This is a genomic window from Streptomyces sp. AcH 505, assembly GCF_000818175.1.
In the GTDB taxonomy this organism is placed as follows: Bacteria; Actinomycetota; Actinomycetes; order Streptomycetales; family Streptomycetaceae; genus Streptomyces.
The window spans coordinates 4,774,706-4,788,274 of record NZ_JTIY01000001.1 but is presented as its reverse complement, the minus strand read 5'-3'; the positions used below and the strand labels follow the sequence as shown (position 1 = coordinate 4,788,274).

The 13,569-nt window shown below is 68.1% G+C and carries 13 protein-coding genes and 1 pseudogene; 4 read left to right on the top strand and 10 right to left on the bottom strand.

The annotated features are described in order from the left end of the window. Positions 1 to 138 precede the first annotated feature (138 nt). The 5 genes from prcA to arc form a co-directional block, all read right to left on the bottom strand. Positions 139 to 960, bottom strand: coding sequence for a proteasome subunit alpha (gene prcA / locus HY68_RS21880; protein ID WP_041991387.1), 822 nt, complete (start codon positions 958 to 960; stop codon positions 139 to 141). Positions 961 to 1,011: 51 nt separating this feature from the next. Next, positions 1,012 to 1,857 (bottom strand): proteasome subunit beta, encoded by an 846-nt coding sequence (prcB, locus tag HY68_RS21875; protein WP_041991384.1) that lies wholly within the window; start codon positions 1,855 to 1,857, stop codon positions 1,012 to 1,014. 143 nt (positions 1,858 to 2,000) lie between these two features. Next, positions 2,001 to 2,219, bottom strand: coding sequence for a ubiquitin-like protein Pup (locus tag HY68_RS21870; protein ID WP_041991383.1), 219 nt, complete (start codon positions 2,217 to 2,219; stop codon positions 2,001 to 2,003). A gap of 134 nt (positions 2,220 to 2,353) precedes the next feature. Continuing rightward, a complete protein-coding gene (dop, locus tag HY68_RS21865; protein WP_078863715.1) occupies positions 2,354 to 3,865 on the bottom strand; it encodes a depupylase/deamidase Dop in 1,512 nt (503 codons plus the stop codon). A 235-nt stretch (positions 3,866 to 4,100) separates the two neighbouring features. Then, positions 4,101 to 5,867, bottom strand: coding sequence for a proteasome ATPase (gene arc, locus HY68_RS21860; RefSeq protein WP_041996798.1), 1,767 nt, complete (start codon positions 5,865 to 5,867; stop codon positions 4,101 to 4,103). A gap of 253 nt (positions 5,868 to 6,120) precedes the next feature. Between arc and HY68_RS21855 the strand changes: the two genes are divergently transcribed. After that, on the top strand, positions 6,121 to 6,441 hold the full coding sequence (locus tag HY68_RS21855; RefSeq protein WP_041991379.1) for a ferredoxin: 321 nt from the start codon (positions 6,121 to 6,123) through the stop codon (positions 6,439 to 6,441). 19 nt (positions 6,442 to 6,460) lie between these two features. On the opposite strand, the gene HY68_RS21850 is transcribed toward HY68_RS21855, so the two are convergent. Continuing rightward, positions 6,461 to 7,012 carry a hypothetical protein gene (locus HY68_RS21850; protein WP_107070207.1) on the bottom strand — a complete coding sequence of 184 codons (552 nt, stop codon included), beginning with the start codon at positions 7,010 to 7,012 and terminating at the stop codon, positions 6,461 to 6,463. A 112-nt stretch (positions 7,013 to 7,124) separates the two neighbouring features. On the opposite strand from HY68_RS21850, the gene HY68_RS42855 reads away from it, so the two are divergent. After that, positions 7,125 to 7,283, top strand: coding sequence for a hypothetical protein (locus HY68_RS42855; RefSeq protein ID WP_157874377.1), 159 nt, complete (start codon positions 7,125 to 7,127; stop codon positions 7,281 to 7,283). Here the strand turns inward: HY68_RS42855 and HY68_RS21845 are convergent. Both HY68_RS21845 and HY68_RS21840 read right to left on the bottom strand, forming a co-directional pair. Continuing rightward, complete coding sequence (locus HY68_RS21845) at positions 7,280 to 8,176, bottom strand: tRNA (adenine-N1)-methyltransferase (RefSeq protein ID WP_041991374.1); 897 nt, start codon at positions 8,174 to 8,176, stop codon at positions 7,280 to 7,282. The two genes, HY68_RS42855 and HY68_RS21845, sit on opposite strands and share 4 nt — an antisense overlap. A 42-nt stretch (positions 8,177 to 8,218) precedes the next feature. Then, a complete protein-coding gene (locus HY68_RS21840; protein WP_041991372.1) occupies positions 8,219 to 9,475 on the bottom strand; it encodes a site-2 protease family protein in 1,257 nt (418 codons plus the stop codon). Positions 9,476 to 9,610: 135 nt separating this feature from the next. Between HY68_RS21840 and HY68_RS21835 the strand changes: the two genes are divergently transcribed. Together HY68_RS21835 and HY68_RS21830 are read left to right on the top strand one after the other, a co-directional pair. Further along, positions 9,611 to 10,471: a PD-(D/E)XK nuclease family protein gene (locus tag HY68_RS21835; RefSeq protein WP_063779668.1), complete on the top strand. Its 861-nt coding sequence runs from the start codon at positions 9,611 to 9,613 to the stop codon at positions 10,469 to 10,471. A 75-nt stretch (positions 10,472 to 10,546) separates the two neighbouring features. Next, positions 10,547 to 11,218 carry a response regulator transcription factor gene (locus tag HY68_RS21830; protein ID WP_041991370.1) on the top strand — a complete coding sequence of 224 codons (672 nt, stop codon included), beginning with the start codon at positions 10,547 to 10,549 and terminating at the stop codon, positions 11,216 to 11,218. Positions 11,219 to 11,341: 123 nt separating this feature from the next. On the opposite strand, the gene HY68_RS21825 is transcribed toward HY68_RS21830, so the two are convergent. Next, positions 11,342 to 12,943, bottom strand: a complete 1,602-nt coding sequence (locus tag HY68_RS21825; RefSeq protein WP_041991368.1) for an ABC transporter substrate-binding protein — start codon at positions 12,941 to 12,943, stop codon at positions 11,342 to 11,344. Between the two features lie 498 nt (positions 12,944 to 13,441). Beyond that, a pseudogene (locus HY68_RS45385) lies at positions 13,442 to 13,569 on the bottom strand (HAD family phosphatase); the annotation flags it as partial.

The window sequence follows — 13,569 nt, the reverse complement described above, 5'->3', positions numbered from 1 at the left end:
GCTGCCGGTCACGCTGGTCGTCAGGGGCTCGACAGCGCCCCCGCCGGGCGTCTGACGCACTGTCGGCGCCGGGTACGGCTGTGCCCCGGTCCGCACGGGGCGGACCGGGGCACAGGGCTCCGCGCGGCGGAGCCCACGTCACTCGTCGGAGCTGTCCTGCTTCTTTTCGACATCCTGAATCGACTTCGGTCCTGCCGTCCCGTCCGTGCCCGAGCTGTCCTCGTCGTCCGACGGGGCGTCGGTCGGGGTCGAAGCGGCGCCGTCCGCCTCCAGCAGCCGGGAGAGCTGACGGCCGACGATCCGCTTGAACTTGCGCTTCTGCGGTCGCGTGCGGTCCAGGACCGCCACTTCGAGCCGCTCGGCGGGGATCTCACGCTCTCCGCCGTTGGTGTCGCGCGACAGCGCCTGTACGGCGAGGCTGAGCGCCTCGGCGAGCGTCATCGCCTCGCGGTGGCGCTGGTCCAGATAGGTGCTGATCTGCTCGGAGCTGCCGCCGACCGCGACCGAGCCGTGCTCGTCCACGATCGATCCGTCGTGCGGCAGCCGGTAGATCTGGTCGCCGTCCGGTGTGGCGCCCACCTCGGCGACGACCAGCTCGACCTCGTACGGCTTCTCGCCGGCGCTGGAGAAGATGGTGCCCAGCGTCTGCGCGTACACGTTGGCGAGGCCACGGGCCGTCACATCGTCGCGGTCGTAGGTGTATCCGCGCAGATCCGCGTAGCGCACACCGCCGATCCGCAGGTTCTCGTACTCGTTGTACTTGCCGGCGGCGGCGAAGCCGATCCGGTCGTAGATCTCGCTGAACTTGTGCAGGGCTCGGGACGGGTTCTCGCCGACGAACACGATGCCGTCGGCGTACTGCAGCACAACCAGGCTGCGACCGCGGGCGATGCCCTTCCGGGCGTATTCCGCCCGGTCGGCCATGGCCTGCTGGGGTGAGACATAGAACGGCGTCGACACCGGCTATCCGTCCCTTTCAGTCAGTGGCAGATGTGTTCGGGAGAGGGGACGTCAGAGCAGCGCGGCCCGCGGGCCGTCCGGCTGCTGCAGCCGGCGCTCCAGGATCGTCCGGGCGATCTCGGCGGACTCCGTGTCGTCCAGCCGGCGGAAGCCGTCCTCCGTGATCACGGTGACGATCGGGTAGATCCGGCGGGCCACGTCGGGGCCGCCCGTCGCCGAGTCGTCGTCGGCGGCGTCGTAGAGCGCCTGGATGACCAGTGTCGTGGCCTCCTGCTCGGTCAGCTCGTCGTGGTAGAGCTTCTTCATCGCACCACGGGCGAAGATCGAACCGGAGCCTGTCGAGGCGTAACCATTCTCCTCGGAGCGGCCGCCCGTCACGTCGTACGAGAAGATGCGGCCCTTCTCGCGGTCCACGTCGTACCCGGCGAAGAGCGGCACGACGGCCAGGCCCTGCATGGCCATGGCCAGGTTGGAACGGATCATCGTGGAGAGCCGGTTGGCCTTGCCCTCCAGGGAGAGCGTGGCGCCTTCCACCTTCTCGAAGTGCTCAAGCTCCAGCTGGAAGAGCTTCACCATCTCCACGGCGAGCCCCGCGGTGCCGGCGATGCCCACCGCCGAGAACTCGTCGGCGGGGAAGACCTTCTCGATGTCGCGCTGGGCGATCATGTTGCCCATGGTGGCCCGCCGGTCACCGGCCAGCACCACACCGCCGGGGAACGTCACGGCGACGATCGTCGTGCCGTGCGGTGCCTCGACGGCACCCTGCAACGGCGGCAGCGAACGCTTGCCGGGGAGCATGTCCGGCGACTGGTCCGACAGGAAATCCATGAACGAGGACGAGCCGGGCGTCAGGAAGGCCGCCGGCAGACGCCCGGTGCTCCGAGGATTGGCTTCCACACGTTTCCTTCCGGATTGGCTGCGGCCCGCCGCTGGGGCCGGGCCGATCTTTCGCACTGTGCACGGACCTTACCCGCGCCGCAGCGGGTCATCCGCCCCGGTGCGACCGGCTTTCGCCGATGGCGCCGGGGCGGCGACGCAGGTTACTGCCCGCCCTTTTGCACGAACGAACGCACGAAGTCCTCGGCGTTCTCTTCGAGCACATCGTCGATTTCGTCGAGAACGGAGTCCACGTCGTCCGACAGCTTCTCCTGACGTTCCTTGAGGTCCTCGGAGCCCTGCGCGTCCTGCGCCTGCTCCTCGACGTCCTCCGTGGAACGCGTCGCCTTCTGCTGTCCGCCGCCGGTGTCCTTGGTCGCCATATCCTCACCCCGCTCGGTTCGCCCCGCTCGATGTGACCTTCAAGATCAGACCCTACAAGCAGGGTCCGACATCGGCCCCGCACTTTCGTACAACGTCCGGGGCCCACCCTCATGATTCCCGTCCGGGGACCATTTCAGCCGCCGGACAGCACCCGGACCAGGTCTTCCGCCGTACGGCACCGGTCGAGCAGCTCTTTGACGTGGTTACGTGTACCGCGCAGCGGTTCCAGCGTGGGCACGCGCTGCAACGAGTCGCGGCCCGGCAGGTCGAAGATGACCGAGTCCCAGGAGGCGGCGGCCACGTCCTCCGCGTACTGCTCAAGACAGCGGCCGCGGAAGTAGGCCCTGGTGTCCTCCGGAGGCTTCGTCCTGGCCCGCTCCACGTCCTGGTCGTCCAGCAGCCTGGTCATCTTGCCGCGGGCCACCAGACGGTTGTAGAGACCCTTCTCGGGGCGTACGTCGGCGTACTGGAGGTCCACCAGGTGCAGCCGGGCCGCGTCCCAGTCGAGACCGTCCCTGCGGCGGTATCCCTCCAGTATTTCCCGCTTGGTGATCCAGTCCAGCTCGCCCGACAGGCTCATCGGATCGTTCTCCAGCCGGTTGAGCGTGTCCTCCCAGCGGCCGAGCACATCCTGGGTCTGTTCGTCGGCGTCGGAGCCGTACCGCTCCTCGACATATTTTCTGGCCAGCTCGTAGTACTCCATCTGGAGCTGTACGGCGGTCAGGGTGCGTCCGCTGCGCAGTGTGACGAGCTGCTTGAGCGTCGGGTCGTGGGAGACCTGGTGCAGGGTGCGGACCGGCTGGTCGACGGCCAGGTCGACGTTGATGAAGCCGTCCTCGATCATGGCGAGGACCAGCGAGGTCGTACCGAGCTTGAGGTAGGTGGAGATCTCCGACAGGTTCGCGTCACCGATGATGACGTGCAGCCTGCGGTACTTCTCCGCGTCCGAGTGCGGTTCGTCGCGGGTGTTGATGATGGGCCGTTTGAGGGTGGTCTCCAGGCCGACCTCGACCTCGAAATAGTCGGCGCGCTGGCTGATCTGGAAGCCGTGCTCGTGGCCGTCCTGGCCGATGCCGACCCGGCCGGCGCCCGTGACGACCTGCCGGGAGACGAAGAACGGCGTCAGATGGCGCACGATGTCCGAGAACGGGGTCTCCCGGCGCATGAGGTAGTTCTCGTGCGTGCCGTAGGAGGCGCCCTTGTTGTCGGTGTTGTTCTTGTACAGGTGGATCGGCTGGGCGCCGGGGATCTGCGCCGCCCGCTCCGCCGCCTCGGCCATGACGCGCTCGCCTGCCTTGTCCCACAGGACCGCGTCGCGCGGGTTGGTGATCTCCGGTGAGCTGTACTCCGGATGGGCGTGGTCGACGTAGAGCCTCGCGCCGTTCGTGAGAATCACGTTGGCCAGGCCGATGTCCTCGTCGGTCAGCTGGCTGGAGTCCGCCGTCTCACGGGCGAGGTCGAAGCCCCGCGCGTCCCGCAGCGGGTTCTCCTCCTCGAAATCCCACCGGGCGCGCCGGGCCCGCATCATCGCCGCCGCGTAGGCGTTCACGATCTGGGACGAGGTGAGCATGGCATTGGCGTTCGGGTGACCCGGAACGGAGATGCCGTACTCCGTCTCGATGCCCATTACTCGCCGTACAGTCATGCGGCCCTCCTTGCCCGGCACCGCTCCCCTTCGGGAAAGGTGCTCAAGTACCGCTGTCGCTCCGGTGCGTGTGCGGTGCCCTTCCCCGCACTGCGCGACCCGGCGGTACCGACGAGCCTAGAACGCCATGGCGCTTGTGGGGAGATCATTTCCGTCATTGGCCTGGTGTGGTGGAAGGTACGGGAAAAGCAGCGGCTGCGGATGTCCTTCCGGACATCCGCAGCCGGTGTGCGTTTTACAGGTACTGACCGGTGTTCGCCACCGTGTCGATGGAGCGTCCGGTGTCCGCGCCCTGTTTTCCGGTGACGAGCGTACGGATGAACACGATCCGCTCGCCCTTCTTTCCGGAGATGCGGGCCCAGTCGTCGGGGTTGGTGGTGTTCGGCAGGTCCTCGTTCTCCTTGAACTCGTCCACGCAAGCCTGGAGGAGGTGGGAGACCCTGAGACCTTTCTGGTTCTGGTCGAGGAAGTCCTTGATGGCCATTTTCTTGGCCCGGTCCACGATGTTCTGAATCATGGCGCCGGAGTTGAAGTCCTTGAAATAGAGGACTTCCTTGTCGCCGTTGGCGTACGTGACCTCGAGGAAGCGGTTCTCCTCGGACTCCGTGTACATCCGCTCGACGACGGTCTGGATCATGCCCTGGACCGCGTCCTCACGGGAGTCCCTGTGCTCGGACAGGTCGTCCGTGTGCAGGGGCAGCGAGGAGCGCAGGTACTTGGCGAAGATGTCCTTGGCCGCCTCGGCGTCGGGACGCTCGATCTTGATCTTCACATCGAGCCGGCCGGGGCGCAGGATCGCCGGGTCGATCATGTCCTCACGGTTGGAGGCGCCGATCACGATGACGTTCTCCAGGCCCTCCACACCGTCGATCTCGGCGAGCAGCTGGGGGACGATGGTGTTCTCCACGTCCGAGCTGACACCGGATCCACGGGTGCGGAAGAGGGATTCCATCTCGTCGAAGAAGACGATGACGGGGGTGCCCTCGCTGGCCTTCTCACGGGCGCGCTGGAAGACCAGGCGGATGTGCCGCTCGGTCTCGCCCACGTACTTGTTGAGGAGCTCCGGACCCTTGATATTGAGGAAGTAACTCTTGCCGGCGGGCCGCCCTGTCACCTCGGCGACCTTCTTGGCGAGCGAGTTCGCCACGGCCTTGGCGATGAGCGTCTTGCCGCAGCCAGGAGGGCCGTAGAGCAGGATGCCCTTCGGCGGCCGCAGTTCGTGCTCCTTGAAGAGGTCGGGGTAGAGGTACGGAAGCTCGACCGCGTCGCGGATCATCTCGATCTGGCCGCCCAGACCGCCGATCTTGTCGTAGTCGACGTCCGGGACCTCTTCGAGGACGAGTTCTTCGACCTCGCTCTTGGGGATGACCTCGTAGACGTAACCGGAGCGCGGTTCGAGCAGCAGGGCGTCGCCGGGCCGGATGGTGATGTCCAGCAGCGGTTCAGCCAGCCGCACCACCCGTTCCTCGTCGGTGTGCCCGACGACCAGGGCGCGCTCGCCGTCCTCAAGGATCTCCTTGAGGGTGACGATGTCGCCGGCCCGCTCGAACGTCATGGCCTCGACCACGTTGGTCGCCTCGTTGAGCATGACCTCCTGGCCACGCCTGAGCTCTTCGAGCTCCACGCTGGGGCTGACGTTCACCCGGAGCTTGCGGCCCCCGGTGAAGATGTCGGCCGTACCGTCCTCGTTCGCCTGCAGGAAGACGCCGAAACCGGCCGGCGGCTGTGCCAGCCTGTCGACCTCTTCCTTGAGGGCCACGATCTGGTCGCGGGCCTCACGCAGCGTGTTGGCGAGCCGCTCGTTCTGCGCGGACACACCCGCCAGATTGGTCTGCAGCTCGACGATCCGCTCTTCGAGAATCCTCGTGTGCCGCGGAGAGTCGGCGAGCTTGCGTCGCAGGACGGCGATTTCCTGCTCGAGATAGGCAACCTGGCCGGCGGGGTCTTCAGACCCCCGACCGGGCCGGGTGCCGCGGTTGATGTCGTCGTCGTGTGCTGCCACGGTCCTCACCTCCTCCAAGGGGAGCTGGACGCTTCCTGACCCTACCTGGGCCGGTGATGATTGAAACCCCTAGATCACAAAGACTGTCGGGGTGTGTCCGATCTTCACCCTTGCGCTCGCCCTCACGTGAGGGGAATACCCACCGAACAACATCGGAAAGCCGCCGGTTGTATCGTCGAAGTGTTCAACACCCGTCAGGGCTGGCGCGACTTACCCCATATTGCACCACCCGGAGCGGCAAACGGCAGGAGACATGATCGTGCAGCAGGAGGCTCCCACCGAAGGTGTCACTGAGACCCAGGATCCGCTGGAGGTGTGGATCGACCAGGATCTGTGCACCGGTGACGGGATCTGTGCCCAGTACGCGCCCGAGGTCTTCGAGCTCGACATCGACGGCCTGGCCTATGTGAAGAGCCCGGAGGACGAGCTGTTGCAGGCCCCCGGTGCCACCACCCGGGTGCCGCTGCCGCTGCTGCGTGACGTGGTGGACTCGGCCAAGGAGTGTCCGGGCGACTGCATCCACGTCCGGCGGGTTTCGGACAGCGTCGAGGTGTACGGCCCGGACGCGGTCTGAGCCGGGGCGCGGCCCGCCGTCAGACGCTCTTGGCGGTGGGCTGTTCGCTGCGGACGAACGCGCCGCCGCGCCACTTCCAGGAGACCCGCTCCTGGATGTCGGGGCAGCAGCTCGGGACGCTCGGGTCCGAGTAGCCCAGCAGGGTGGCCAGAACGGCGCCGCCGGTTATCGCGAAGCCGGTGCCGACGCTCTGCTTCGCCTTCGGGTCCAGCAGGGTCGCCACTATGCGGGGCGTGGCCGCCGTGCCCTTGGTCAGTACGTAGACCCCGCTCGGCGGGGTGCCGGAGCCGGAGTCGCAGCGCACGACGGCCACGGTCTCCGGGGAGCCGTCACCGTCCAGATCGCCGGATGCCTTTTTCGTGACGACCGTCCCGGCGGCGCCACATTCCAGCGGGAAGTGGGCGGCGGCCGGGTCGGGGGCCGGCAGTGCCTGGTGGTTCGGCGCGCTCTGCGCGCGTACCTGTCCCTGTCCCTGGTGAGCCGCCTGCGACGCGGTGGCCGGGCCCGGCTGGAGGAGTCCCGCGACGGCCACGACACCGGCCATCGCGGTCGCCGTGGCGAGCCAGTGCATGGGGGCGGGCCTGGTGTGAGCGAGGTCCGCAGCGTCGGAGATCTGCACGCGGAGTGTCTCCTGAGAAGGGCCGTGCTGGAGAAGAAACCAACGGTGTGAGGGAGACAGCATCGTGCCACACGTCACAGCGGCGCGGAACAGCGGGGTACGGAACTTCGGCGGTCCTTACGGCCAACAAAACGGCGCCGCCGCCGAGTTCCGTGGGCTGCTCGGGAACTCGGCGGCGGCGGTGCGGCGTTCGGCCGGACAGGGCCGGTCGGCCTGGCTCTAGTGGGAGTTGCTGCTGCCCGGTCCTTCGTAGTCGTCGCCGTACGAGCCCTTGGACGGCCGGCGGCGGCGCAGCGGGGGCTCCACGCCGTCGGCGAGGCGGCGCGCGGTGACCAGGAAGCCGGTGTGGCCGATCATCCGGTGGTCGGGGCGCACGGCGAGGCCTTCGACGTGCCAGTTGCGGATCATCGACTCCCAGGCGGCCGGCTCGTTGAACGTGCCGAACTCCCTGATCGTCTCGACGGTGCGGGCGAGCTGGGTCGTCGTCGCGACGTACGCGCAGAGGATGCCGCCGGGCACGAGTGCCTTGGAGACGGCCTCGATGCACTCCCAGGGTGCGAGCATGTCCAGGACGACCCGGTCCACGTCCGTGTCGGACAGGTTGTCCTGGAGGTCGCCGACGGTCAGGGTCCAGGCGGGGTGCGGTTCGCCGAAGTAGCGTTCCACGTTCTGCTGGGCGATGTCGGCGAAGTCCTGGCGGCGCTCGTAGGAGTGCAGCATGCCCTCGTCACCGATGACGCGCAGCAGGAAGCTGCTGAGCGACCCGGAACCCACCCCGGCCTCGACGACGCGCGCGCCGGGGAAGATGTCGGCGAAGGCCAGGATCTGGCCCGCGTCCTTGGGGTAGACCACGGCGGCGCCGCGGGGCATGGACAGGACGTAGTCGGGGAGCAGGGGGCGCAGCGCGAGGTAGGCGACGTTTCCCGTGGTACGGACAACACTGCCCTCGGGAGCACCGATCAGCTCGTCGTGCGGGAAGGACCCTTTATGGGTGTGGAAGTTCTTCCCGGCTTCGAGCGTGAAGGTGTAGTGGCGTCCCTTGGGGTCGGTGAGCTGAACCTGGTCCCCGACCTTGAAGGGCCCACGTCGGCGGGCGGCACCGGTCGGTTCGGACATGCGACCACACTAGCGGCTTTGTGCGGGGTCCCCTGACGCCGGTCAGTGCGGCTCGGGCCGGGCCATCGCGGCGACGAAGGCGCGCTCCACGTCCGCCGTGGACAGGACGCCGTAGATCTCGCCGGTCTCCTCGACGACCAGGTACTCGGTGGCGGGGGCCGCCCGCAGCCGGTCGAGCAGCGCCTCCCCCGCCAGTTCGGCGGGGACCCGCATGTCGTCGGTGAGGTCCTGCGAGAGACCGCTGACGGCCACCCAGGGACGGCGGTGCTGGGGGACGCCGACGATCGCCGCCTCGCGTACCAGGCCCGTCGGGTCGCCCTGTCCGTCGACGACCACGAGGGCGCGCGCCCCGGCCTCGTTGGCCCGGCGCAGCGCCTCGGAGAGCGGGGTCTGCGGTTCGACGGGGACGGCGCGTCTGGTCAGCGTGCGCGCCTGGAGTTCCGGCAGGTGCTCGCGCAGCCGGGCCATCCGCAGGCTGTTGCCGGCGCCGGTCCAGATGATCGCGGCGAGGATCGCGGCGATCAGGGCGTCGGTGACCGTTTCGAAACCGCCGATGTCCCCCGCCGCGCTGCTGAAGCTGCCGCCGTGCGTGAACAGCGGCAGCCCGATGAGGCCGACGAGTACGACGACGGCCAGCGCCCGGCCGACCCAGGCGGCGGCCACGGTGCCGCTCATCGGCTTTCCGGTGATCTTCCAGACGACGGCGCGCAGCATCCGGCCGCCGTCGAGCGGCAGTCCCGGCAGCAGGTTGAAGACGGCCACGATCAGGTTGGAGACCATCAGTCCCGCGAGCAGGACGCCGGGGACGGTGTCGGCGTCCACGGTCAGCATGCCGAGGTAGAAGACCCCGGCGAGGACGAGCGAGAGCAGCGGTCCGACGAAGGCGAGGACGAACTCACGGCCCGGGGTGTCGGACTCCTTCTCGATCTCCGAGACGCCGCCGAAGAACTGGAGCTGGATGCGTCGCACGGGAAGCTTGAAGCGCAGCGCCGCCACGGTGTGGGCCAGCTCGTGGACGAGTACGGAGGCGTAGAAGGCGACGGCGAAGAAGAGCGAGACGAGATAGCGGGCACCGCCGAGACCTGGCAGGATCCGGTCGATCTGGCCGCCGAAGACCCAGGTGATCAGCGCGGCCACCAGGAACCAGCTGGGGGCGACGTAGACGGGCACGCCGAAGGGCCGGCCCATGAGGATCCCACCGCCGGGATCCGCGGGCCTCGGCGGCTTCCGGCCGGGGGGCCTGCCCCCGGGGCCGGGCTCCGGCCGGCTGCTCTCGCCGCTCTCGTCGTCCTCTTTCACGGGTCCCCTTCGTCGGCGGCAGCGTCGCTATCTCGATCATGCAGTGCGAGAGGCTCTGTAGTCGATGGTATTCGGCGGGGTGCTCTCCGGCGGACAGGGACCCTGCTGTCAGTGCGGGGCCTTAGGGTCTGCGTCATGACTACCAGCACGCCGCCCTCGTCGCTGTCGCCGTCGCGTGCGAGCGACTTCATGCAGTGCCCCTTGCTGTACCGCTTCCGGGTCATCGACAAGCTGCCCCAGAAGCCCAGTGAGGCGGCCACCCGCGGCACGCTGGTGCACGCGGTGCTTGAGCGGCTGTTCGACGACCCGGCGGCGGAGCGCACGGCGCCGCGGGCGCGGGCGATGGTGCCGGGCCAGTGGGACCGGCTGCTGGAGTCGCGGCCCGAGCTGGCCGAGCTGTTCGCCGAGGACGCGGAGGGTGAGCGGCTGACCGGCTGGCTGGCGGAGGCCGAGCGGCTGGTGGAGCGGTGGTTCTCGCTGGAGGACCCGACCCGGCTGGAACCGGCCGAGCGTGAGCTGTTCGTCGAGACGGAGCTGGCGTCGGGGCTGCGGCTGCGCGGGGTGATCGACCGGGTCGATGTGGCGCCGACCGGCGAGGTGCGGATCGTCGACTACAAGACGGGCAAGGCGCCCCGCCCCGAGTACGCGGAAGGGGCGCTGTTCCAGATGAAGTTCTACGCCCTGGTGATCTGGCGGCTGAAGGGCGTGGTGCCGCGCCGGCTCCAGCTGGTGTACCTGGGCAGCGGCGAGGTCATGACGTACGACCCCGAAGTGGCGGACCTGGAGCGGGTGGAGCGCAAGCTGCTGGCCCTGTGGGAGGCGATCCAGGCCGCCACGGAGTCGGGTGACTGGCGGCCGCGGCCGACGAAGCTGTGCGGCTGGTGCGACCATCAGGCGCTCTGTCCGGAATTCGGCGGCACACCGCCGGTTTATCCCCTCACGGTGCCGGGGGCCGCCGCCGTACCGGAGCAGGAAACCGTGCGGGAGACGGCATAGCGGCCGCGCGCCCGACGGAGCCCCGGCGGGGCGGTCAGGGCAGAATGGGGCCGGTCTAGTGAATGGGAGTTCCCTGTGACTGTCCGCGTCCTACTGGTCGATGACCAGCCGCTGCTGCGCACCGGCTTCCGGATGATCCTGGAGGCGGAGCAGGACATCGCGGTCGTCGGCGAGGCCGGGGACGGCCTCCAGGCCATCGACCAGGTCCGGGCGTTGCAGCCCGACGTGGTGCTGATGGACATCCGGATGCCCCGGATGGACGGCGTCGAGGCGACCCGCCAGATCACGGGCCCCGGCCGGGACGGCCCGGCGAAGGTGCTCGTGCTGACCACCTTCGACCTGGACGAGTACGTGGTGGAGGCGCTGCGCGCCGGGGCGAGCGGCTTCCTGCTGAAGGACGCGCCCGCCAACGAGCTGGTGCAGGCGATCCGGGTGGTCGCCGCCGGCGAGGCGATGCTGGCGCCGAGCATCACGCGCCGGCTGCTCGACAAGTACGCGGACCATCTGCCGTCCGGCGAGGATCCGGTCCCCGACACGCTGCACACCCTGACGGAGCGCGAGGTCGAGGTGCTCAAGCTGGTCGCGCGCGGCCTGTCGAACGCGGAGATCGCGGCTGACCTGTTCGTGAGCGAGACGACGGTCAAGACGCATGTGGGTCATGTGCTCACGAAGCTGAGCCTGCGCGACCGGGTGCAGGCGGCGGTGTACGCGTACGAGAGCGGTCTGGTGCGCCCCGGCGCCCAGTGACCGGTCTCCCCCGGCCGCCGGGGGGCGCGGAGGACACGGAGGGCACATGCCGAAGGGCCGGCCTCGTGAGTGCGTCGCACTCTCGTGGCCGGCCCTTCGGTCCGCTGTGGCGGTGCCCAGGGGTCAGGAGCTGCCCCGGCCCAGCTCCCAGAGGTTCACCTCGGCCGCGGAGTTGACGGCCCATTCGACGCCCGTGATGTCGTCGCGCGACGCCACGTACTGCTTGCCCTGCCAGAGCGGCAGGACCGGCACGTCCCGGGCGACGATGTCCTGGATCCGGCCGAAGGTGTCCGAAGCGTCGGCGCGGTTGGCTTCCTTGCGGGACTCCGGTATGAGCAGGTTCTGCGTCTCGGCGCTGACGTAGGGGCTGTTGAGGAAGTTGCCCTTGTCGAGGAACGGCGCGACGTAGTTGTCCGGGTCCGGGAAGTCGGGGAACCAGCCCATCCCGAAGACCTCGTACTTGCGGGCGACTTCGGCCGGGCGGAAGGCCGACCACTCGGTGCCCTTGATCTGGACCTTGAAGAGCCCGGTCGCGTTGAGCTGGCTCTGCAGGGTCTGGAATTCCTTCTTCGTGGCGGGACCGTAGTGGTCGGTCGTGTAGTTCAGCGTGAACTCGACCGGGGTCTTGATGCCCGCGTTCCGCAGCACGGTCTGCGCCTTGGACAGCGACGGGTCGCCGTACTGGTTGAAGAAGGAGTTGGTGTGGCCGCTGATGCCCGAGGGGATCAGCGAGTAGAGCGACTCGGCCGTCGTGCCGTACACGTCGTTGACGAGCTTGTTGCGGTCGACGCTGTACGCGATCGCCTGCCGGACCGCCTTGTTCTTCACCGAGGGGGCCGAGGTGTCGAAGGCCAGGTAGCGGATCTCCAGACCCGGCATCTCCGTCAGGTCGATGTCGTCCCTGGGGTGCTCGGTCATCGTCTTGATCTGCTCGGGCGACATGGTGCGGAGCATGACCCCGATGTCACCCTTGTCGAGCGCCTTGCCCATGGCGTCGGGATCGTCGAACGTGATCCGCTCCACCTTGTTGTTGTTCACCTTCAGAGCACCCTTGTACTTGGGGTTCTTGGTGAACACGATCTTCGTGACCTTGTCGTTCTTGACCTCGGCCTTGAGCGTGTACGGGCCCGAGCCGTCGACGTCGAAGCCCTTGCGGACCTTCTTGGCCTCGTACTGCTTGGGGTTGACGACACCGGCGATGGGGGTCGCGAGCTTGTAGGGGAAGGTCGCGTCGGACGTCTTGAGGTGGAAGATCACCTCAAGGTCGCCGTTGGTGTCGATGGCGTCGATGTTGTTCAGCAGACCGGCGGCGCCGTTGGGGTCGTTGATGTCGACGACGCGCTCGATGGAGAACTTCACATCGTCGGCCGTGACCGGGTCACCGTTGCTGAAGGTGAGGCCCTCGCGCAGCGTGCAGCGGTAACTCTCGTCCTCGTTGTCGGTGAAGGCGCACTTGGAGGCGGCCTCGGGCACCGGCACACCACCGCCGCGCGGCACGGCCATCAAGGTCTGCAGGGTCTGCCGAATGACGTTCCACGTCGAAGTGTCGTACGTGGAGGCGGGATCCAGCGGAGCCGGCACTTCCTTCGTGGCGACGACCTGGTCCGTGGTGCCCACGACAATGGCGGCGTCACCGCCCGAACCGCCCTCCGCACCACCGCAACCGGCCAGCACGGGCGCGAGCAGACCGGCAACGGCCGTCAACACCAAGGTCTTGCGGTTCATCCTGGACGTACTCCTCATGCGGCACTGGGATACAGCGGTGTGAAGGAGACTCCGCCGTGCCACCCGTTCGGGGCTGCGCGTTCGGGCCGGGATACAGGGTGATCGGTCCCGTGTTCACGGCGACTTGGTGGACCGTCGGGACACGTCGGTGATGCGGCGAAGTACTCGGCACGAGATTAGTCGGCGGTGCGGGGAATGCAGGACCGGGTGCGAACGGCGGCGTAAACGCTAAGTGATCACTACCGACCGGGGTGCCATTTCCTGGTGCCGTCATGTTTCGTACACCGGTTCACCAATCGGGACACATGGGCACAGCGAAACCCCCTCCGCACCACCCGAGGCAGGGTCTTGTCCCAGCTGTCGACGGCATGGCGCGTGATAAACGTCACTCACTCCGTGCCGAGTCCGCAGTGAATAGCGGCCCCGCAATGTCACGGAAAATACACGGGCCAATGCGATGAGTTTCTGAATGCAAAATGCAGAGACGCGCAGTGCGGATCAGCGCCTGGGCGTCATCAGTCCGCGCAGGAATACCAGATCGACTTCTTCCAGCGATCCGACGATCGTGCGCCCTTCCGCGGGTGCGATGGGCGCGACGGACGGTACGACGACGACCTGGCAGCCGG